Annotated in this window: 20 protein-coding genes; 16 read left to right on the forward strand and 4 right to left on the reverse strand. The window is 60.1% G+C overall.

Features of this window, described 5'->3' with window-relative positions; translation table 11 throughout:
* The first annotated feature begins 78 nt into the window (after positions 1-78).
* The 3 genes from C482_RS06540 to C482_RS06550 all read left to right on the forward strand — a co-directional run bounded on the left by C482_RS06540 (position 79) and on the right by C482_RS06550 (position 4,949).
* Positions 79-1,353, forward strand: coding sequence for an ABC transporter substrate-binding protein (locus C482_RS06540; RefSeq protein ID WP_006166731.1), 1,275 nt, complete (start codon positions 79-81; stop codon positions 1,351-1,353).
* Complete coding sequence (locus C482_RS06545) at positions 1,353-3,905, forward strand: methyl-accepting chemotaxis protein (RefSeq protein ID WP_006166732.1); 2,553 nt, start codon at positions 1,353-1,355, stop codon at positions 3,903-3,905. The genes C482_RS06540 and C482_RS06545 overlap by 1 nt, the downstream gene beginning before the upstream one ends.
* A gap of 201 nt (positions 3,906-4,106) precedes the next feature.
* The gene (locus C482_RS06550; RefSeq protein ID WP_006166733.1) at positions 4,107-4,949 is read left to right on the forward strand and encodes a polyprenyl synthetase family protein; all 843 of its coding nucleotides are present in this window, start codon (positions 4,107-4,109) and stop codon (positions 4,947-4,949) included.
* A 58-nt stretch (positions 4,950-5,007) separates the two neighbouring features.
* Here the strand turns inward: C482_RS06550 and C482_RS06555 are convergent, their stop codons facing one another.
* Complete coding sequence (locus C482_RS06555; RefSeq protein ID WP_006166734.1) at positions 5,008-6,141, reverse strand: DUF373 family protein; 1,134 nt, start codon at positions 6,139-6,141, stop codon at positions 5,008-5,010.
* Positions 6,142-6,388: 247 nt separating this feature from the next.
* Between C482_RS06555 and C482_RS06560 the strand changes: the two genes are divergently transcribed.
* The gene (locus C482_RS06560) at positions 6,389-7,384 is read left to right on the forward strand and encodes a radical SAM protein (RefSeq protein ID WP_006166735.1); all 996 of its coding nucleotides are present in this window, start codon (positions 6,389-6,391) and stop codon (positions 7,382-7,384) included.
* 356 nt (positions 7,385-7,740) lie between these two features.
* Here C482_RS06560 and C482_RS06565 read toward each other — a convergent pair whose 3' ends face one another.
* The gene (locus tag C482_RS06565) at positions 7,741-9,024 is read right to left on the reverse strand and encodes a helix-turn-helix transcriptional regulator (protein WP_006166737.1); all 1,284 of its coding nucleotides are present in this window, start codon (positions 9,022-9,024) and stop codon (positions 7,741-7,743) included.
* A 410-nt stretch (positions 9,025-9,434) separates the two neighbouring features.
* On the opposite strand from C482_RS06565, the gene C482_RS06570 reads away from it, so the two are divergent.
* The gene (locus tag C482_RS06570) at positions 9,435-10,673 is read left to right on the forward strand and encodes a DUF7096 domain-containing protein (RefSeq protein ID WP_006166738.1); all 1,239 of its coding nucleotides are present in this window, start codon (positions 9,435-9,437) and stop codon (positions 10,671-10,673) included.
* 204 nt (positions 10,674-10,877) lie between these two features.
* Positions 10,878-11,402, forward strand: coding sequence for a type IV pilin N-terminal domain-containing protein (locus tag C482_RS06575; protein WP_006166739.1), 525 nt, complete (start codon positions 10,878-10,880; stop codon positions 11,400-11,402).
* Positions 11,403-11,452: 50 nt separating this feature from the next.
* On the opposite strand, the gene C482_RS06580 is transcribed toward C482_RS06575, so the two are convergent.
* Positions 11,453-12,076 (reverse strand): methyltransferase domain-containing protein, encoded by a 624-nt coding sequence (locus C482_RS06580; RefSeq protein WP_006166740.1) that lies wholly within the window; start codon positions 12,074-12,076, stop codon positions 11,453-11,455.
* Between the two features lie 158 nt (positions 12,077-12,234).
* On the opposite strand from C482_RS06580, the gene ahaH reads away from it, so the two are divergent.
* The 8 genes from ahaH to C482_RS06620 are packed head-to-tail and all read left to right on the forward strand — an operon-like array spanning position 12,235 to position 20,312.
* Entirely contained in the window at positions 12,235-12,567 is a 333-nt protein-coding gene (gene ahaH / locus C482_RS06585) for an ATP synthase archaeal subunit H (RefSeq protein ID WP_006166741.1), read from the forward strand.
* Positions 12,568-12,571: 4 nt separating this feature from the next.
* Positions 12,572-14,836 carry a V-type ATP synthase subunit I gene (locus tag C482_RS06590; protein WP_006166742.1) on the forward strand — a complete coding sequence of 755 codons (2,265 nt, stop codon included), beginning with the start codon at positions 12,572-12,574 and terminating at the stop codon, positions 14,834-14,836.
* 6 nt (positions 14,837-14,842) lie between these two features.
* Positions 14,843-15,115 carry a hypothetical protein gene (locus C482_RS06595; protein ID WP_004268043.1) on the forward strand — a complete coding sequence of 91 codons (273 nt, stop codon included), beginning with the start codon at positions 14,843-14,845 and terminating at the stop codon, positions 15,113-15,115.
* A 21-nt stretch (positions 15,116-15,136) separates the two neighbouring features.
* Positions 15,137-15,718: a V-type ATP synthase subunit E gene (locus tag C482_RS06600; protein ID WP_006166743.1), complete on the forward strand. Its 582-nt coding sequence runs from the start codon at positions 15,137-15,139 to the stop codon at positions 15,716-15,718.
* Positions 15,715-16,785: a V-type ATP synthase subunit C gene (locus tag C482_RS06605; protein WP_006166744.1), complete on the forward strand. Its 1,071-nt coding sequence runs from the start codon at positions 15,715-15,717 to the stop codon at positions 16,783-16,785. Before C482_RS06600 ends, C482_RS06605 begins: the two co-directional genes overlap by 4 nt.
* Complete coding sequence (locus C482_RS06610) at positions 16,782-17,123, forward strand: V-type ATP synthase subunit F (protein WP_006166745.1); 342 nt, start codon at positions 16,782-16,784, stop codon at positions 17,121-17,123. Before C482_RS06605 ends, C482_RS06610 begins: the two co-directional genes overlap by 4 nt.
* A 4-nt stretch (positions 17,124-17,127) precedes the next feature.
* Positions 17,128-18,891 (forward strand): ATP synthase subunit A, encoded by a 1,764-nt coding sequence (locus C482_RS06615; protein WP_006166746.1) that lies wholly within the window; start codon positions 17,128-17,130, stop codon positions 18,889-18,891.
* A 2-nt stretch (positions 18,892-18,893) separates the two neighbouring features.
* Positions 18,894-20,312 (forward strand): ATP synthase subunit B, encoded by a 1,419-nt coding sequence (locus C482_RS06620; protein ID WP_006166747.1) that lies wholly within the window; start codon positions 18,894-18,896, stop codon positions 20,310-20,312.
* A 146-nt stretch (positions 20,313-20,458) separates the two neighbouring features.
* On the opposite strand, the gene C482_RS06625 is transcribed toward C482_RS06620, so the two are convergent.
* Positions 20,459-20,794, reverse strand: a complete 336-nt coding sequence (locus C482_RS06625) for a hypothetical protein (RefSeq protein WP_006166748.1) — start codon at positions 20,792-20,794, stop codon at positions 20,459-20,461.
* 65 nt (positions 20,795-20,859) lie between these two features.
* On the opposite strand from C482_RS06625, the gene C482_RS06630 reads away from it, so the two are divergent.
* Positions 20,860-21,132: a zinc ribbon domain-containing protein gene (locus tag C482_RS06630; protein ID WP_006166749.1), complete on the forward strand. Its 273-nt coding sequence runs from the start codon at positions 20,860-20,862 to the stop codon at positions 21,130-21,132.
* Between the two features lie 98 nt (positions 21,133-21,230).
* On the forward strand, positions 21,231-21,959 hold the full coding sequence (locus tag C482_RS06635) for a V-type ATP synthase subunit D (protein ID WP_049896535.1): 729 nt from the start codon (positions 21,231-21,233) through the stop codon (positions 21,957-21,959).
* Positions 21,960-21,964 lie beyond the last annotated feature (5 nt).

The following is a 21,964-nucleotide window of genomic DNA, read 5'->3' on the forward strand; positions in this document are numbered from 1 at the left end:
CCACCATGTCAGGTATCTGTATGAACGCTCCAGTGACTGTACAGCAGAATTATAAACCAGTAATTTGATACCACGGATATGACGTTTCGACCGAAGCGACGGGAACTTCTGGTGGGGGCTGGTGCCGCGTCACTTGGCGGCCTGGCCGGGTGCCTTTCTGACGTTCCCGGATTCGAATCAGAGGTAGGGGCCGCCGACTCAGTCGGCGGGACAGATCGAACGCTCAGACTCGGTATCATGTCTCCGCTGAGCGGGGAACTCGAAAGTTTTGGGGAGACGACGCGCGATGCCGCGCTGTTACCGATCGAACAGTTCGAAGACGAGGTCAGCCTCGACATCGACTACACGGTTGTCGATACGGAAACCGCTCCATCGGCAGGCGTCCAGAGTGCCGCTGCGCTTGTTGATGACGGGTACCCGATGGTCAACGGGCCGCTGGCATCCGACGTGACGTTGCAGGCGACTCAGCAGATGTTGATCCCCTATCGAGTGGTCAACTGTTCTCCAGGTGCAACGTCGCCAACGATCACGTCAGTGAACGATGCCGGCCTCGTCTTCCGGACGGCACTCTCTGACTCGCTGCAGGCGCTCGTCCTCGCCGAGCAGGCCGTTACGGACCTCGGAACGGAGCGCGCAGCGGTTCTGTACGTCGACAACGACTACGGCTGGCAGCTCACGCAGGCGTTCTCGCAGGCGTTCGAAACCGATCACGGCGCGACCGTGACGGCCGAAGTGCCGGTCACCGAAGGTGCAGACTCCTACGACAATGTCATCGAGACGGCGATGGCAGACAATCCGGAGCTTCTGATTGTCGTCGGCTACCCCGATACCGGGGAACAACTGTTCGATGATCTGGCTGCAACCGGCGCACGTGACGACGTCGAAGTGCTCGTCACCGAAGGAATGCAAGCTGGCGCGCTTCATGAGTCGACTGACTCTTCGCTCGATGGCATTCGCGGCACTGCGCCAATCGCCAGCGGACCAGGCTACGAGACGTTCAGCGAGCAGTACGAGAGCGCCTACGGTGAGAGCCCGGGACTCTTTACTGCTCACGCCTACGACGCGACGGCGGCGCTGTTGCTCGCGAACGCCTACGCCGGCCAGAACGAGGGCACGGCGATCAGAAACGCCATGCAGGCTGTCACCTACAGCCCGGGAACGACCATCACACCCGAGAACCTCGACGAAGGACTCGAACTCGCCGCCCAGGGTGAAAACGTCGCCTACGAGGGCGCTTCGAGTTCGGTCACGTTTGACCAACACGGGGACGTCCGCGGTTCGAGCTTTTCCTACTGGGAGTTCGATGAATCAGCAGATGGTGGTATCACTGAACTCGACCGGGTGAGCGTCTAATGTCGCTGCTCGCCAAACTCGTCCCGTCGTTTATCCGACGCCGATACCTGCTCAAGTTCGTCATCTCCATCCTCGCCGTCGTGCTCGTCATCGGCGCTGTCGGTGCCGTCAGTTACGCCGAAATCGACGACACCGTGCGGGCTGACTCGAACGAACAACTCGAGTCGACCGCCGAACTCCAGGCCGATGGTATCGGCAACTGGGTCGAATCGATGCACGTCCAGACGCGAACGGCGTCCGCGTCACCGGGTATCCAGGACGACGACGTGCAGGCAGTCCAGGGCGCAATCATCGAAGAACAGGCCCGAATGGGCGTCGATGTCCGAGCGATACACTACGTCGATACGAGCGAGGACGCGGTCCTCACGAGCACGGACGCTGAGATTCGCGGGAGCGAACTCACGGCCGTCGACGACCCGTGGGCCGAGACGGACTTCGCCAGCGAACTCTCCTTTGGCGAGGATGTCTGGCACTCTGAGCAGGCCTACGAGTCCGCCGTGCTCGATGATCAGGTGATGGCCTTTGCGAGCCCGGTCCCCGAACAGGACGACCGCGTCGTCGTCGTCATCGGGACACTCGAGTACCATGTGGACCAGCTCCAACAGGACGGCGCGGCAGGATCGACGGCGATCGTCGACCAGCGTGGAAACCCAATCTTCCAGACTGGGCAGAGCGAACTCTCCGTGACGACCGACGAGGACGCCATCGAGGCGGCGCTCGGCGGTCGGCTGGGGCAGGTCGAAGACGATGACGTGGTCCAAGCCTACGTGCCGGTCGGGGACACCCAGTGGGTCGCGGTGACGACCGTGCCGACCGAGCAGGCCTACGGCGTCGCGAGCGACGTTGGAACGAACATCATCGCGATGATACTTGTGAGCCTGGTTGCGCTCGGACTCGTCGGCATCGTGCTCGGCCGCCAGACAGTTGTGCCGCTTGCAGAACTGCGCGACCGGACGGAGTCAATGGAGAACGGCGATCTTGACGTCGACTTACAGACCGCTCGCATCGACGAGATCGGCCGTCTCTACGATGGTCTCGACAGCATGCGGACCTCGCTGCGAAACCAGATCATGGAAGCCGAGTCCGCCCGCGCAGACGCCGAATCGGCCCGTGAGGAAACCGAGGCGATGAACCGCCACCTCGAGTCGAAGGCCGACGAGTACCGCGACGTGATGGAGGTCTGTGCCGAGGGTGATCTCACCCGGCGGCTCGACCCCGAGAGCGAGAACGAGGCGATGACCGACATCGCCCACGCGTTCAACGAAATGGTCGAAGAACTCGAGGCGACGACGGCTCACGTCAAGTCCTTCGCGAACGAGGTGGCCGTTGCCAGCGAGGAAGTCACGGCCAGCGCCGAGGAAGTGCGTTCTGCCTCCGGGCAGGTCAGTAACTCCATTCAGGAGATTTCCGACGGTGCAGACCGACAGAACGAGAATCTGCAGGCGGTCTCCGACGAGATGAGTGGTCTCTCGGCGACGACCGAGCAGATCGCTGCCTCCTCGAACCAGGTCGCAGATATCGCGGAGCAGACGGCAGAGACCGGCCGGTACGGTCGCGAAGCCGCACGTGACGCAATCGAGGGAATGCACGAAATCGAGGCGGAATCGACCGAGACCGTCGAAGCGATCGAGGAGCTCACCGCGGAGATGGAACAGATCGACGAACTGATCGAGTTTATCACTGAGGTCGCCCGCGAGACCAACATGCTCGCCCTGAACGCGAACATCGAGGCCTCCCGCAGCGGCGACGGCGACTCCCAGGGTGACGGCTTCGCGGTCGTCGCCGCCGAGGTCAAGGAACTCGCCGCCGACACGAAAGAGACGGCCGAAGACATCGAGACGCGCTTGGAACGGATCAACGACCGTACCGAGCGAACCGCGACGGAGGTACAGAAGACCGCGGACAAGATTTCCTCGCACGTCAACGCCGTCGAAAACGCCGCGGAGGCACTCGACGAAATCGCCGACTACGCACAGGAGACCAACGACGGCGTCCAGGAGATTTCGGCGACCACCGAACAGCAGGCCGCCTCGACCCAGGAGGTCGTCGCGATGGTCTCGACCGCGACCGACATCTCCGACTCGACGGCGACCGAATCCCAGCGCGTCGCCGCCGCCGCAGAGGAACAGACCTCTGCACTCTCCGAAGTCACCAAGAGTGCTGGCTCGCTCACCAACCAGGCCGCCCAGCTCAACGAGATGCTCGACCGCTTCGACACCGATGCCGATGGCGATGCAGCGGTCGCTGATCTCGATACACTCGAGAGCGGCGACGTGCTCGGCGACGAATACGACGATGACACCGTCGGTGGCGATGACGATGACGATGACGATGACGATAACGATAACGATGGAGCCGCACTCGAGTTCGACGAGAGCGTGGTTTCCACAGCCAACGCGGACGACGAGACGGCTGCTGGCGACGATGATACGAGCGAAAGCGATAGCGAAACTGACGGTATCACTGACGCCGCAGACGATGGTGACGGGAGTGGCGACGAACCGGTCGACGATCCATTCACCTACGAGGAGGTCGGCGACGGCGGTAACTAGACTGTCAGCTCATCGTCCTCCAGCCGTTTGATACAGTCGGGTACGGTGGCACTGGGTCGCCGAATCCGTGACTGGGCTGTGATATTCATCTCCCATCGTTCCATCGTGCTCCTGTAGGACGGCACGGATTCATGTGCCGCCTTCCGACGCGTCGCCTTCCGAACCGTCACGTACTTTTTACCACCTGCCCAAACGCTGGCAATGGAACTGCTGGAGCGCCGGCGGGCGCTAATCGAGGAGCGACTCCACGAGGTCGTCGACAGTGTTGACCCGGAGACGCTCAGCGAGGAGGTTCGCCACGTCACGCTCTCCGGAGGCAAGCGCGTCCGACCCATGGTCACGATCCTCGCCTGCGAGACTGTGGGCGGAACCGCCGAGGATGCCGTCGAGTTCGGTGTCGGCATCGAACTCGTCCACAACGCCTCGCTCGTCATCGACGACATCATCGACCGCTCGGAGCTACGCCGTGGCACCGAAAGCGCCTGGGCCGAGTTCGGCTACGGGCCAGCGATCATCACCAGCGACGGCCTCCTCGGGGAAGCCTTCGATCTCTTCGCGTCCGACCCTGACGCGATGCGCGTTGTCACCGAGTCTATGGTCGAACTCGGCGTCGGCGAGGCGACCGAACTCTCCGCTATGCCGTCGAACGAGGACGAGTACATGACCCTCGCACGCCGCAAAACCGGCGCACTCTTTCGCGCCGCGGCCGAACTTGGTGCGATCGCAGCCGACTCGGACCCGTTCACGGTTGAAGCGCTCGGCGAGTACGCAGAACGCGTCGGCGTCGCCTTCCAGATCAGAGACGACGTGCTGGACGAAATCTCCGATGTCGAGGAACTCGGCAAGCCTACTGGACACGACGCCGAGATGGACCGCCCCTCAGTCGTGCAGGTGACCGACCTCACGCCCGATGAAGCTAACTCGCGTGCGCGAGCGGAAGCCGACCGCGCGCTCGAGGCGCTTGACCGGGTTGAGGTCGCTGATCCGGAGGCAGAGCTATATCTCCGAGAGCTTGCGGAGTTTGTTGTCGAACGCGAGCGGTAGCGAAGCGGTACCGTCACCGTTCCCAAACGATCTCAGATCTCTGGTCTCTGGTCTCCGATCAGTGTGCCCCGTCCGCCTTCGCCCGCTCTTCTTGCTCCGTTTCCGCATCTCCCGCCGATCCCGACAACCGCGACTCGACGATCGCAAACGCCAACGTACTTACGATCCCCAGCAGCGTCCCCGCCGTCAGCGCCGCCGCGAGAAACGCAATCCCCGCCTCGTCGAGGAAGAACGCACTCACCGCATAGAGGACGATCGCAATCGACAACACGTAGAACGGCGCGTTGAGATAGCGCCACTCGAGTGTCCCTGCGATGTACTCGTCGGTAATCTGGCCGAGGCTGGTTGTCACACCCGCGGCGGCGATCCACTGGACGGAGCCGTAGACGAGTGCGGCGAGCATGACCGGGATGCCGACCTCGCCCGCAGCGTCCTCCTGGATCGATTCGAGGGTGTTTATCCCGCTCACGCCACCGAGAACGAACAGTGCTGCCGCGACGACGTACGCGAGCAGGGTCGTCCGTCCGGCGTACAGGGACCGCCGAGCGCGCTCGACGGCTGCGTCGAGTCGCTCGCCGAGCCCGAGCCCGCGGGAGATGAGATAGAAGCCGAGCAGCGCCGACGTGGTCCCGAGCACGAAGCCGGGCATCTCGAGTGCGCTGCCGATCAGCGCGAGCGGGTAGATGAGCAGCAGAATGCCGAGCGGGATCAGGATCGTTCCCCGTGTTTCGGGGTCGTCGAGCACCTGCTTGATGGTGTAGTACATCGATTCTAGGTTCTGGGCCTGCCTGACGACGACGCGCCGGACGCCGTCGATCGGCACGCGCGAGCGGATGATTGGGATGACGGATTCGTCCTGTGCGCCGTCGGTGACGACGAGGGTGGTCACGTCCTCCGAGGTGGAGAGGCTCGCGAGGACGGTGTCGACTTCGTCGCCAACTTCGCGGTTGGCGTTGACGTCGCCTTCGTCGTTGCCGGTGACGACGGCGACTTCGACGCTCTCATCGCGTGCATCTAAGTCGTCGTAGATGTGCAGTCCCTGGAAGATGACGTTGACGTCCGAGTCTTCCGGGTCTGCGGTCGCGAGCGCGACACCTGCCTCTTCGACAGGATCACGGCCGATAACCGGCGTCGAGAACCCGGTCTTGCGACCGAGGTCGTCGTCGAGGTCGACACAGAGGACCAACAGCATCGGCCGAATGTTTGTCGGGGCGGTATATGCCTTTTCTGGGCTGTCCGTGCTCGCGCTCGCGGCCGCTTGCGTCTGCCACGCCGATGGCCAGCACATACTGCAATCGGGAGTTTGGAACCGGGAGCCAGCTACGTCCGTTTCATGCTTCCTGAGGTCCGTGTGATCCACGAACACTTCCCAAATCGGGGATAACAGCGGTATGGATCCGTGCAGTTTTTGAACGCGCGCCGATAACCCGGTGTACTGAATGATCTCGAAGGGCTGTGAGCAGTGCGCGAAGGGTGGCAAGATGGTGCTGTTCGTCTACGGCTACTGCGACCAGCGCGACTGCTTTTACTGCCCACTTGGCGAGAACCGCAAGAACGTCACCGACGTCTACGCGAACGAACGCCGCGTCGAGTCCGACGAGGACGTCCTCGAGCAGGCCTACCGGATGGACGCCCTCGGCACCTCGATCACGGGCGGCGAACCACAGGAGGCACTCGAGCGGACCTGCCACTACCTGGAACTCCTGAAAGACGAGTTCGGAGAGGACCACCACACCCATCTCTATACGGGTATCACGGGTGGCCGCGAGAACATGCGCAAACTCTCGGAGGCCGGCCTCGACGAAATTCGGTTCCACCCGCCGTACGAACTCTGGGGTGACCTCCACGGCACCGAGTGGGAGGACATCCTCTACATCGCCCGCGAAGAAGGACTCACCCCTGCGTTCGAGATTCCCGGTATCCGCGCTGAGGAGGAGTTCCTCGAGTTCTTAGACGAGGGCGCAGCGGACTTCTGTAACGTCAACGAGTTCGAAATGTCCCAGGGCAACTACCGTCGGATGCAGCAGGAGGGGTACGAGCTCAAGGAGGGCCACATGAGCGCCGTCGACGGTTCTCGTGACGATATTCTCGACGTGATGGGCGACCACGAGCGCGTCTACTTCTGCACCTCCGTCTTCAAGGACGCTGCCCAGCATCGCCGGCGACTGAAACGCATGGCTCGCAACGTCCGCCGCGAGTTTGACGACGTGACTGACGACGGCACGCTGGTCTACGGGAAGACCTACACCGAGCCGGAACGCTTCGCCGAACTCGGCGTCCCGGAAGAGTTCTACACCGTCAAGTCCGAGCACGTCGAAGTCGCCTGGTGGCTTCTAGAGGAGATGATCGAGGAAGGTGATCTCGATGACGGCGAAATCGTCGAGCAGTACCCGAGCTACGACGGGCAGGTTGTCGAACGAACGCCGCTGGCGTAGATCGTTGTCCCGCGAGCGAACGCCGGTAGCGTAACCACGACCGGTCCCGTTTCTTTCCGCTATCCAAGCCAGTTGACTGCATCGTCGTCCCAGTATACGCGAAGCAGCGAGTACGCACAGCCGGATACGAAAAGACCAGCTGCAACGATGCTGAAGGTTTCCATACAAACGACTGTGAGTCGCGCATGAAATACCTATCGGGCCCGCTTTTTGCCGCCTTCATACAGCCGGTTGCTTACTGCTTGCGCTCATTTCGGAGCCATCGTCCGCCGGTCATCGATTGTCGCGTCCAGCTACGACTCGGTCATGTGTTCTCGATACCGCGTACCGAACGTATCGCGTACAAATCGAACCGCTCAGTCGATCTCCGTCGGATCGACTTCCGGCAATGTAATCAGATTCTCACGGCCGATCCGCAACTTCTCAATCTGCCCATCCTCGTCCATCTGCGACAGCAACTGCGACACCTTCGCGTTCGACCAGCCCGTCTCCGAGACGATCGCCGCCTGCTTCATTCGGCCACCGTTGCCCGCGAGCATCCGCTGTACCCGCTCTTCATCGCTCAACAATTCTGGGTCGATATCCTCGTCCGCAGGCTCGGCGTACTCGAGTTGCGTGCCGTCTGCATTAGCACCGGCGGCCGTCGTAGAGTCCGTCTCTGATGGGGGGACGTTGCCCTCACGTGGCGGTGTGGTCGCTCTGGCCCGTTCGTCTGTGTCTGTATCATCTTTGAGCCGTGTATTTGACAGTACTTGGATCGGTTCGTTTCGGCTGTAGCGATAGGCAACAAGAACGCCAAATGCAACCACACCGATGAGTGTGATGGCAGCGAGACCGATGGGGAGTGTAACCCACGAAAGGAGTCCGCCTGACTGAGCGCCACGCAGGAAGACGATTTCGAACTCGTCATCACTGAATTCGTGGTATCCGTTCCAGGTGAGTTGGGTTGGTGTCTGTAGACCGTAGTTGGGTGGTGATTCGATGACGAGTCGGTGTCCGTCTGAGAGTTCGGCGATAGCGGGACGATCACTGTCGCTCATCTGGAGCGCGTCGCCGAGGTAGATTCGATCTCCGTCTGTGTCGGCGAAGTTCGTCCAGGTGAACGTGTAGGTAATGACACCGATTTCAGTCCCGTCGTGGTCACCCACGGGATCGTCTTCCGTTTCGATGTCGTCGTCGTACGACCGGACATCGTAGCCGTCCCAGCCTGCACCGAAGATCGACATCTCGCGGTCGGTCTCGGCATCAGCTGTTGACACCTGGTTTCGAACGGCCTGTATTGGTGTATCAACGTGCCGTTCGTTGGCAACGACATCGGTAGCGAAATCCGTGAACGCGTCGGTTTGTTTCTCATCTTCGAGGATAAATCGATACTCGAGACTCCAATGAGCATCACCATTATCGCTGACGTTGATCCGTATGATCTGTTCAATTTCAGCGGGTTCGCCGTGTGATGGATCGATACTGGCCGATGGAGCTGTCTGCGTTGCTGCTGGCTGTTTGAGTTCCGCCTGAGAGCCAGTAGTGGCTCCTGGAGCAGGATCGCCGGCAGCTGCAGTCGGCGTCGCGACCACCGCACCGGAAGCGGCAGTAACGAGGAGGGCAACGAGGGTGAGTGTAACGGCGGTGGACAACCGCATACCTATCAACTGGTGGTTTCCCGGGGGAAAAAACCCTTTCCATCGACAAATAAATCGTTATCAGCACTCGCAAAGCGTTTCCACAGCAGATAATACTGCCTTACTGTGGTGGCAGTAGCTGTAAAATAAGTATAAACAATCTCGCTTCGCACGATTGTCACTGTAAATTGAGTCAACTGAACGTCTGTGCTCGTTCGAGCGCTATATTCGTATTTCACGCGGTTCATAGCGGTCAAATACCTCATTCTATCTGTACTAGTAGCATTCAATATTGTCGTAATAATGTCGCCTCGGACTTTGCATTCCCAAACGATATCTGAATTGAACAGTAAATGATCTGTGTAGTGTTGCGGATCAGTGAGTTCGTAAGTGCGACCAGTTTTTGTATCAGGAGTTCGTACGGCAGCACAATGAACAGCGCGACCCCTGCCCTCCTCGCGTTGCTTCTCGTTTGTTCGCTGCCCGCGATTACGGTTGTCGCGGCCTCTCCCGAACGTGGAGTAGCCGGCGGTACGTATGACCAACACAATTTGCAGCATGCGACTGTCGAACAGGCGACCCCGATCGAAATCGAGAACACAACGAATCAGTTGCCACTCACTGGTGAAATCCGCGGTTCTCACGCCGAGACGGGGGCCAGCCTTGGGTCTGCATTTACAAGTAGCACGACACAACTGCAGGTCGACCACGAACAGTACGTTCTCGCCGAACGCGAATTCGGCAGCGCGAACGAGACGGAACAGGCGGTGATGATTGAGAACGCGTACGATCAACTTAGAGATCGAATCGAGTCACTCAACGACCGGGAACAAGACGCAGTCACTGATCACGCAGCGGGCGACATCAGCGACGGGGAGTTGACACAGGTGTTACTACATAACTACTACGAAGCAACCGCATTGCAGAACGCACTCACCGAACTCGAAACGAGTGACGACCTCGTCTCCGAGGATGTCCTCTCTTCCCGTCAGTTGCGCGCTGATCGGACAATTCTCGATTTCCAGACGACGACGATCCGAACGAACCTCGATGCGGCGAGCAGCATGGAAGACGCGACAGAACAGTATGAATTCCGCATTCAAACCTCTCAGGACGGATACCGACTGTCCATATTGGATGGGGAGACGTACGTCACCGAAACAGTACGATTCGATAACCGTGATGAGGGGGCTCCGAATCAGTTCGAGGGGTTTGAAGCAAACGACCGCGCGATGGAACTCTACCCCTGGGTCGAAGAACATAGTAATACAGACTACCACGACCGAAGCAGTGAAAACCTCTACCTGATCGATGCAGTACATAACAACAGGGACATCGATATCCTCCTTGACGGAGGGACCGGAGAAGTCTATCGAGAGGCACAGGAAGTACCGATCGGTTCGCTTCCAACAGTAGAGACAGAAACCCGGTCGTTTTCAGAATTCGAGCTCACGCTCAACAAAACACCCGCTATTGGTCCGGTTGAACTGACCGCCAGCGACAAAGACACAGGGGATCCAGCGCAAGCGATGGTCGAGGTTGATGGTGTCGTACTCGGAGAAACCGATGACGACGGAACGATTACCTACCTCCCACCTACCAGCGAGTACAACCTTACCGTTAACTACGAGTCAGGGGAAGGGGTTAGTATACAAATATCGAATGGGTAACACTTTAGCAGCCTCACTACTAATTCACTCCAAGAGTCTCTCGTGTGATCCCGTCTCGCGTATGTGTGGACAGTTAGCTTTCGAATGAGCACGACACACTTATCCTTCTCTCTGTACCGAACTGGTCCTCTGCAACACCTATTCCTACTTAATGGGTTACGCCCATCCGTTGGTTTATATTAGAAGACGCAGCCACCCTGCAGTGTGTCGAGAGTTGCTCCCAATCGGCTCGTCAATCACCGAGTCCGTAATCAAACGTCTACTCGACAGTGTCGGGGACTCAGTCCGATCATCGGTTGTATCGTCCTTCTTGTCGTAACAGTTTGCCTCGCTTCGATACTCGTCATTGCGGTTTCCGGCGTCGCGATCACGACGCCGGTTCCGGCCGTTTCGTTCGACGTTCACGCTGACGGCGACGAGGGAACACTCACTCTCGAGCACACTGCCGGCGACGACATCGACGTCACGGATCTTTCGGTATCTGTTGCGATCAACGAGACTGAACTCGAGTACCAGCCACCAGTGCCGTTCGTCGGTGCGGACGGATTCCGTGGAAGCCCGTCCGGCCCGTTCAACCTACGAAGTGATACCATTTGGCAGTCTGGTGAACGTGCGAGTGTCACGATTGCGGAAACGAATGAGCCGCTACTCGAGAGCGGTGACGTAGTGCGGGTAACGCTCACCGTCGAGGGACAGCAGATAGGAGAACGTGAGACAATCGCGGTGTGAGTGTTGTCTTGTGGGTTGACCCGTGGTACTACTGGAGCGGCTTGTAGGGCTTATTCCGGTGCGCGGCCGATCGTCGTAATCGCAACGTCAGGATCGTAAGACGGCCCCATGAACGCGTGTTTGACGTCCTCGAAGCCGGCGCGTTTGAACATCTCGTCGGCCTCGTACTCGTCGTAGAACAGCATGATCGAGTCGGCGAGGTGCTGGGCGATGACGTTGTCCGGATAGTTGGGACCGACGACGAGCACCTGTCCGCCGGGTTTCAGAACGCGGCGGAACTCGCGGAGTGCGAGGATGGGGTTCGGCCAGTACTCGATCGAGCCGGAGGACCAGACGACATCGAACGTGTCGGTAGCGAAGGGAAGTCGTTCAGCGTCACCGCGGTGGAAATGCACCGGAGGAGCGTGCTTGCCGAACTTCGCGTAGGCCTGCTCGAGTTGGTGTTCACTCTGGTCGAGTGCGTACACTTCTTCGACGTGCTCGAGGAGTCCCTCAGTTGCAAAGCCGGTACCGCAGCCGACGTCGAGTACGGTCATGTCCTCCTCGAGATCAAGTAGTGACAGTGCGTCCGCACGCATGTCCTCGTTCCAGATGAAGGGGTTCACCTGATCGTAGACCTTCGAGAGGTACTTGTAGAACAGCCGTGCACGGGCTTTGTTCTCGAGAATTCCCATTGTCGAAGGAGTTTTCGGTGGACCGGGATATGTCTGCTGTTCCGCGTCGGAGCACGCCGGCGTGAGCGCCATCGAGGCGGTGGTTCGAGACGACTCGAACCGAGGTACTTTCGCAACTACCATATACGCGCTGTCGCAAACGTTCCCTTGCTTAGAGTATGCCGAGGCCACAGGTTCTCGAACGAATTAAGTCGGCGGAAGAAGAGGCCGACGAGATCGTCGCATTGGCAGAAAACGACCGCGACGAGCGAATAGCCGAGGCCCGGGAACGTGCCGAGGAGATTCGCACGGAAGCGGAACAAGAGGCGCGAGATCTCACAGAACGTCGCCTGGAGGAGGCGCGTGACGAGATCGACCAGGAGTGCGAACGCGTCCTCGAGGAGGGTGAACAGGAGCGCGAGGCGCTGGCCGAGCGTGCCCAAAACCGAGTCGACGAGGTGACGGACCACGTCGTCTCCCTGTTCCAGGAGGACGTCCATGCTCAGACCTGAACGGATGAGCAAGGTCTCGGTGACCGGCTCCAAGGGCGTTATGCCCACGGTCATCGGGACGATCCACGAGCTGAATCTGGTGCATCTCTCGGACTACGACGGCTCCTGGGAGGGGTTCGATAACGGCAACCCGATCGAGGGTGCCGACGACGCCTCCGAGAAGCTCGTCACCGTCCGGGCACTCGAGAGCACCCTTGGCCTGTCCGAGGAGGACGCATCGAGTCAGGGTCAACTTGAGGAGAACTGGGAACAGCGACTGGAAGAGGTTCGCACGCGGATCAACGAACTCGACGACCAGCAGACCGAGGTTCGTGAAGAGCGACGACAGGTCGACGAACGGATCGACCGTGTCACTCCCTTCGCGGAACTCGGTATCGACCTCGACCTGTTGTCGGGGTACGATACGGTCGACGTCCTCGTTGGTGAGGGCTCGGAGGCGGAGGTCCAGGTTGCACTCAACGCAGCCGAGGACATCCGCGCCTACGAGACGTTCACCAGCGGTGACGTCGTCGCAATTGTCGCTGCACCGACCGGTGAGATCGATCCGGTCGAAGGCGCTGGCGACGCTGACGCCGACAATATCATCGACGACGCGCTTGTCGGCATCGAGTTCACGCGATACGACGTGCCGGACACCGAACAGAGTCCGTCGGCGTACGTCTCCGAACTCGAGGATCGCAAGTACGAACTCGAGTCCCGGATCGACGAGATCGACGACGAACTCGAGCGAATCGAGCGCGAGGAGGGCTCGTTCCTGCTCCAACTTGAGTCGGAGCTGACCATCGAGGTGCAGCGCGCGGAAGCGCCGCTGCAGTTCGCGACGAGTGACCGTGCCTTCATTGCCGAAGGCTGGGTCCCGTCCGACGAACTCGAGCGGCTCAAAGCAGCCCTGCGTGATGCGGTCGGCGATAGCCTCGAGATCGAAGAACTCGAGCGCGCGAGTTACGACCGCCACGGTCGGACCCATACGGATGACATCCACCAGGGGACGCAGGATGCGAAAGAAGACGACGAGCCGTCGGCCGACGCGAACGAAGACGACAACCAGCAACAGCAAAAGGCCGTCACGGACGGCGGCTCTGCGGTGACGATGGGCGACGAACCGCCGACGATTCAGGATAATCCGTCGGCGGCGAAGCCGTTCGAAATGCTGGTGCAGGCAGTCAATCGGCCGAAATATAACGAACTCGATCCGACGATCTTCCTGTTCCTGACGTTCCCGCTGTTCTTCGGATTCATGATCAGCGACGTCGGGTACGGACTGCTGTACGTCCTGATCGGGTTCTACATGTACAAGGGATTCGATAGCCCAGGAATCTCGAGTCTCGGTGGCGTTGCGATCTGGGCTGGTGCGTTCACGATCCTCTTCGGGATCCTGTTCGGCGAGTTCTTCGGTCTACACGAACTCGGGTACATGATCTTCGGCGAGGGCGGCGCGCCGATGGGCGATAAGGGACTCTCACCAGCGACGGCTGACTTCGTCTACGCGTGGCTGATCGTCGCTGTCGCACTCGGTGTGATGCACCTGAACATCGCCTGGATTCTCGACTTCATCGAGAACATCCAGCACGGGCACGGTCTCTGGGGTGCGATCACCCACAGTGGCTCGTGGCTCCTGATGCTCAACGGCATCTGGGTCTGGGTGTTCACGCCCCAGGCAGCCGGCGTCAAGCCGGAGTTCATCTTCACGGCATTCGACGGCCAGCCGTTCGACTTCGGCTTCAGTGGCTTCGATATGATGACGGTATTCACCGTCCCGGCCGATATTGCGTACCTCGGCGGTTTCGAAGTCACCTTCCCGTTCCTGATGGTTATCGCAGGAATCGTCCTGCTGGCCATCGGTGACCCGGTCGAACTCGCAGAGTTCGCGATGCCGTTCGCACACGTCGTCTCGTACGCCCGGATGACGGCAGTCCTGCTCGCAAAGGGTGGGATGGCGTTCGTCGTCAATCTGCTGACCTTCGGTGCCTACGAGACGACTGAGGGAGGCCGCCCGTTCGCCGCACCGTGGAACGAGATTCCCGAGGGATCCGTCGAGATGTTCCCTGGACTCTTCCACATGGGTGATGGCGCGGTCGCAATCGCCGCCTTCGCATTCGGTGTAGTCGTCCTGATCCTTGGCCACATTCTGGTCTTGTTACTTGGTATCACAAGTGCCGGATTGCAGGGTATCAGGCTCGAGTACGTCGAGTTCTTTGGGAAGTTTTATGATGGCGGTGGAAAGAACTACGAACCGTTCGGACACGATCGAACCCGCAGTGAGGACTAAACAAAAATGATCGAAGCACTTGACATCGTACTGCAGAACGGAGAGGCAATGAGCCCAGAAGCAGCAGAGAATCTCTCGGTCGGCTACGCCGAGGCCGCAGCAGCAATCGCAGTCGGTCTGGCAGCACTCGCAGCTGGCTACGCAGAGCGCGGTATCGGCGCTGCTGCAGTCGGCGCGATCGCCGAGGACGACGACATGTTCGTTCCGGGCCTGATCATGACCGTCCTTCCTGAGACGCTCGTGATTCTGGCACTGGTCGTCGTCTTCATCGTCGGATAACTCCGTCCCCCTTCTCTTACAATGAGTTTGGACACAGTCGTAGAAGACATTCGAGATGAGGCCCACGCGCGTGCGGAGGACATCCGCGACGAGGGTGAGGCTCGCGCCGAGGAGATCGAATCGGCAGCCGAGGCTGACGCCGAGGAGATCCGCGAGTCGGCCGAACAGGAGGCCGACCGTGAGATCGAGCAGTTGCGCGAACAGCGACTCTCCAGCGCCAAGCTGGAGGCGAAACAAAAGCGCCTGGAGGCCCGCCGCGACGTCCTCGGTGACGTCCGCGAGGAAGTCGAGGCCGAACTCACCGCACTCGAGGGCGACACGCGTGAAGAGCTCACCCGTGCACTCCTCGACGCTGCGAGCACGGAGTTCGACGAGGGTGACGATGTCAGCGTCTATGGTCGCGCAGACGACCAGGAGCTGATTGAGTCGATTCTCGACGACTACGAGGGCTACGCGTTCGGTGGCGAGTACGACTGTCTCGGCGGTGTCATCGTCGAGAGCGAACAGTCCCGTGTTCGCGTCAACAACACGTTCGACTCGCTACTCGAGGACGTGTGGGAAGACAACCTCCGGGAGATCAGCAACCAACTCTTCGAGCAATGAGTCTAGGTGCCTCGAATCCGGAATACGTGAACGCTCGCGTTCGGTCGCGCCGAGCCTCGCTGTTCGCGGACGAAGACTATCGGAAGCTGATCCGGATGGGGCCGAGTGAAATCGCGCGGTTCATGGAGGAAACGGAGTACGAACGCGAGATCAACGCGCTCGGAACGCGTTTTTCGGGTGTCGACCTGATCGAGTACGCCCTGAACCGCAACCTCGCAAAGCACTTCGACGATCTCCTTGACTGGTCCGAGGGACGACTGTACGATCTTGTCTCTCGCTACCTGCGGAAGTTCGACGTCATGAACCTGAAGACGGTCATCCGCGGGATCTACACCGAGACCGACCCCGAGGAGGTCCAGACCGACCTCATCCGCGCCGGTGAACTCGACAACCGGACGATCGATCGACTGCTCGAAGTCGACACGATCGAGGACGCGATCGAAGTTGTGTCGGGAACGATTTTCTACGAATCGCTCTCGGCCGCCCACGAGGAGTACGAAGAGACCGGCGCGCTCGTGCCACTCGAGAACGCGCTGGATCGTGAGTTCTACGAGCACCTACTCGAAGACGTGAGTCGGCCGCCAGGGAGAACCCAGCCCCAGGAGGGGCCGGAAGCGCGCTACATCGAGTTCCTGCAGGCCGAGATCGACTTCCGAAACGCTCGGAACGCACTGCGACTCGCACGCAGCGGCGCAGATCTGGATCCGGCAGCCTACTACATCGAGGGCGGTGTGCTGTTCGATGCGTCGGATCTGAACCGGCTCGTCGGCGATTACGACGCGCTCGTCGATCACATCGCCGAGAACAAGCGCTATGGCGACCGACTTTCGGGCGCACTGGGTCGACTGCGTGAGGCTGACAGCCTTATCCAGTTCGAGCACGCACTAGACGCTGCGTTGCTCCAGTACGCTGATACGCTCTCGAGTATCTATCCGGCCTCCGTGTCGGCCGTGCTGTCGTACATTCTCGCCAAGGAGCGCGAGGTTGAGAACATTCGCGCGATCGCACGGGGTCGAGAAGTCGGCCTGTCGGAGAGCGAGATTGAAGAGGAGTTGGTGATCCTATGAGCCAGGAAATTGCAGTCGTCGGTAGTCCGGAGTTCACCACTGGGTTCCGACTCGCGGGCGTTCGCCGATTCGAGAACGTCCCGGACGACGAGAAGGAGTCGGAACTAGACGATGCCGTTACGACGGCGTTAGACGACGAGGCTGTCGGTATCGTCGTGATGCACGACGACGACCTCGATCACCTCTCGCGAAACGTTCGCCAGAACGTCGAGACCAGCGTCGAACCGGTCGTCGTGACGATCGGCAGCGGCACCGGTGGCGGCGGACTGCGCGACCAGATCAAACGCGCGATCGGTATCGACCTGATGGAAGAGGACGAAGACAGCGACAGCGAGTAACACTATGAGCCAGGCAGAAGACATCGAATCCGTCGATCAAGACGGTGTAATCGAAAGCGTGAGTGGTCCTGTTGTGACCGCCACGGACCTCGACGCCCGGATGAACGACGTCGTCTACGTCGGCGACGAAGGGCTGATGGGAGAGGTCATCGAAATCGAAGGGAACCTGACCACAATTCAGGTCTACGAAGAAACCTCCGGCGTCGGCCCAGGCGAACCCGTCGAGAACACGGGCGAACCCCTGAGCGTCGACCTCGGACCGGGTGTACTGGACGCCATCTACGACGGCGTGCAGCGTCCACTCGACGTCCTCGAGGAGAAGATGGGAACGGCCTTTTTGGACCGTGGCGTCGACGCCCCCGGGATCGACTTCGAGACGGAGTGGGAGTTCACGCCGACCGTCGATGTCGGTGACACCGTCGAAGCCGGCGATATCGTCGGCGAAGTCCCCGAAACGGAGAGCATCACCCACAAGGTGATGGTTCCGCCGGATTACGAGGGTGGTGAGATTGAATCGATCGAGAACGGCGCGTTCACGGTCGACGAAGTCGTCGCGGAACTCTCCTCCGGCGAGGAGATCACGATGCACCAGGAGTGGCCCGTTCGACAGGCCCGTCCTGCTGACACGAAGGAAACGCCGACGGTCCCGCTGGTCAGCGGACAGCGGATTCTCGACGGCCTCTTCCCAATCGCTAAGGGTGGGACTGCGGCGATTCCCGGTCCGTTCGGATCGGGTAAGACGGTCACTCAGCACCAACTCGCCAAGTGGGCCGACGCAGACATCGTCGTCTACGTCGGCTGCGGTGAGCGCGGCAACGAGATGACCGAGGTCATCGAGGACTTCCCCGAACTGGAAGACCCGAAGACCGGTAAGCCGCTCATGTCCCGGACGTGTCTTATTGCGAATACGTCCAACATGCCTGTCGCAGCCCGTGAATCCTGTATTTACACCGGGATTACGATCGCGGAGTACTTCCGCGACATGGGCTACGACGTCGCGCTGATGGCTGACTCCACTTCCCGGTGGGCAGAGGCCATGCGTGAGATTTCGAGCCGACTCGAGGAGATGCCCGGCGAAGAGGGGTATCCCGCATATCTGGCCGCATCGCTCTCGGAGTTCTACGAGCGCGCTGGCAAGTTCCAGAACATCAACGACACCGAGGGATCGGTGACGGCGATCGGCGCTGTCTCGCCACCTGGCGGCGACTTCTCCGAGCCTGTCACCCAGAACACCCTGCGTATCGTCAAGACGTTCTGGGCGCTAGACGCCGACCTCGCAGAGCGTCGGCACTTCCCATCGATTAACTGGAACGAGTCGTACTCGCTGTATCGCCAGCAGCTCGACCCGTGGTTCCGCGACAACGTTGCGGATGACTGGCCGGAGGTCCGTCAGTGGGCCGTCGACGTGTTAGACGAAGAGGACGAACTCCAGGAGATCGTCCAGCTCGTCGGTAAGGACGCACTGCCTGAAGACCAGCAGCTGACGCTGGAAGTCGCACGCTATCTGCGTGAGGCGTGGCTACAGCAGAACGCGTTCCACGACGTCGACACCTACTGTGATCCGAAAAAGACCTACCGAATGCTGCTCGCGATCAAGACGTTCAACGACGAGGCATTCGATGCACTCGAGGCGGGCGTCCCGGTCGAAGAGATCACGGATGTCGATGCGAGCCCGCGCCTGAACCGGATGAACACGTCCGATGAGTGGAACGAGTTCATCGACGAACTCGAATCGGAGCTCGAAGAACAGATTCGGAGCCTGTACTAATCATGAAAGAGTACCAGACAATCACTGAAATCAGCGGCCCGCTGGTGTTCGCCGAAGTTGACGAACCCGTCGGCTACGACGAAATCGTCGAGATCGAAACCGACGACGGACGAACGCTGCGCGGCCAGGTACTAGAATCGAGCGACGGACTCGTCTCGATCCAGGTGTTCGAAGGAACGGGCGGTATCGACCGCAACGCCTCCGTTCGATTCCTGGGTGAAACGATGAAGATGCCTGTCACGGAGGATCTGCTCGGTCGCGTCCTCGACGGTTCCGGAGAACCGATCGACGGCGGGCCGGAAATCGTTCCCGAGTCCCGTGAAGACATCGTCGGGGAAGCGATCAACCCCTTCTCGCGGGAGTACCCAGAGGAGTTCATCCAGACCGGTGTCTCCGGTATCGACGGGATGAACACCCTGGTCCGTGGCCAGAAGCTGCCGATCTTCTCCGGTTCCGGGCTGCCCCACAACGAACTCGCACTCCAGATTGCTCGACAGGCAACGGTGCCTGAAGAGGAGGAAGCTGGCGACGACGAGGAGGGCTCCGAGTTCGCAGTTATCTTCGGTGCCATGGGGATTACCCAGGAAGAGGCAAACGAGTTCATGGACGACTTCGAGCGCACCGGCGCACTCGAGCGCTCCGTCGTCTTCATGAACCTCGCGGACGACCCCGCAGTCGAGCGGACAGTTACCCCGCGTCTCGCCCTGACGACGGCCGAGTATCTCGCATTCGAGAAGGACTACCACGTTCTCGTTATCCTCACCGACATCACGAACTACTGTGAGGCACTGCGCGAGATCGGTGCTGCACGTGAGGAGGTTCCGGGTCGCCGTGGCTACCCCGGATACATGTACACCGACCTGGCACAGCTCTACGAGCGTGCCGGTCGTATCGAGGGCAAGGACGGATCTGTGACCCAGATTCCGATCCTGACGATGCCGGGCGACGACGACACGCACCCGATTCCGGACCTGACTGGCTACATTACGGAAGGTCAGATCGTGATGGACCGGAACCTGAACAGCCAGGGTGTCGAACCGCCGGTCAACGTCCTGCCATCGCTCTCACGACTGATGGACGACGGGATCGGTGAGGGCCTGACCCGCGAGGACCACGGCGATGTCTCCGACCAGATGTACGCCGCCTATGCAGAGGGTGAGGACCTGCGCGACCTCGTGAACATTGTCGGCCGCGAAGCGCTCAGCGATCGGGACAACAAGTTCCTCGACTTCGCCGACCGCTTCGAGACGGAGTTCGTCCAGCAGGGCTATGACAACAACCGCTCCATCGAGGAGACGCTCGAACTCGGCTGGGACCTGCTTTCGGACCTCCCGAAGGAAGCACTCAACCGGATCGACGAGGACCTCATCGAAGAGCACTACCGCGAAGACGAAGCAGAAACAGCCGAAGTCGAAGCCTAAGCGTCGCAGCGTTCAGGCAGATCTTTCTTCCTTTCCCCGCACTCAGGATCGGATAGCGGCTGTCTCACCGGATCCGAGTAGAGAGTGTCTCACCGGATCCGAGTAGAGAGTGTCTCACCGGAACTGGGTAGGGACTGTTTCACTGCTTACGTTTCGTGGTCGAACTCCCATCCGGATGTGTTGCCGTCGGTCGTCTCACCGTCGTCGGAACCTGGCACCCCGTTGTCGGAACGCGAGCCGGTCGCTCTCTCGTGGTCGGAACGGGCATCGGGCTCGTGAGCAGTTCGCTCACCATGGTCGTGGTGGTTATGGTTGTGATTTTGTCCCTGTTGCAATCCACCTCGTCGTTTGGCTTCGGCCTCTGCCTGTTCGCGGTCCATCACTGTCGGATTCGACGTTTCACCCGCGATCAGAAGGTAGAGTCCGACCGTGAACGCGAGTGTGATGAACAGCATGAGTACGAACGCAAATCCAGCGGCCATGGGTTTGATTCTAGATCGTCGTGTAGAGCACAAAATATTTGCTACCGGTCGCCGCAGTTCGGTGTATGTTCGATGATGAGTACGAGACTGAATCTGTGGTTGACAGCACTGGGAATACCGACGGCAGCCACGGGTCCGACAGCGAGCAGAAAGGCTGTCTCAAGTGCGGCCACACAGAAACGGAGGTCGACGACATCTCGACAACTGGCACCGGCTTCTCGAAATTCTTCGACATACAGAATCGGCGGTTTCGGGTCGTCTCCTGTACTAACTGCGGCTACGCCGAACTCTACAAGGGCGGCAAGACCAACGATCTGACCGACCTCTTTCTGGGATAACCAGGCCGATAGCGGCTCGCTTTCACGAACACCACTGTCAGACCGAGCGAACACAACTGTAAACAGTTATCCGACTGGGGGCGCAATCTCCCCACAACATGGCCAAGGACGTCAAGCCCACCCGCAAGAACCTGATGGAGATCGAGGATCGGATCGAACTCTCCGAACGCGGGCACGGGACACTCGAGAAGAAACGGGACGGGCTGATCATGGAGTTCATGGACATCCTGGACAAGGCCCAGGACGTCCGCGGGGATCTGGCCGACGACTACGATCAGGCCCAGCGCAAGATCAACATGGCACGCGCCATGGAGGGTGACGTTGCCGTCCGCGGTGCTGCCGCTGCGCTGCAAGAACACCCCGAGATCACCACCGAATCGAAGAACATCATGGGCGTCGTCGTCCCGCAGATCGAATCCTCGCGCGTCTCGAAAGACCTCAGTGAGCGCGGCTACGGTATTATGGGCACCTCTGCGCGCATCGACGAGGCCGCAGAGGCCTACGAGGATCTCCTCGAGAGCATCATCCTCGCCGCAGAGGTCGAGACGGCGATGAAGAAGATGCTCCGCGAAATCGAGACAACCAAGCGCCGCGTCAACGCACTCGAGTTCAAGCTCCTGCCGGACCTCTACAACAGTCAGGAGTACATCGAGCAGAAGCTCGAGGAGCAGGAACGTGAGGAAACCTTCCGGCTGAAGAAGATCAAGGAGAAGAAAGAACAGGAAGAGAAGGAGGCTCGCGATGAAGAGGCAGACGAAGACGAGATCGAAATCGACGAAGCGGATATGGAGCCCCCGGCGACTGGCGGTGTGCCGGGGAACGACTAACGGAG

This window comes from Natrialba chahannaoensis JCM 10990 (assembly GCF_000337135.1).
GTDB classification, from domain to species: domain Archaea; phylum Halobacteriota; class Halobacteria; order Halobacteriales; family Natrialbaceae; genus Natrialba; species Natrialba chahannaoensis.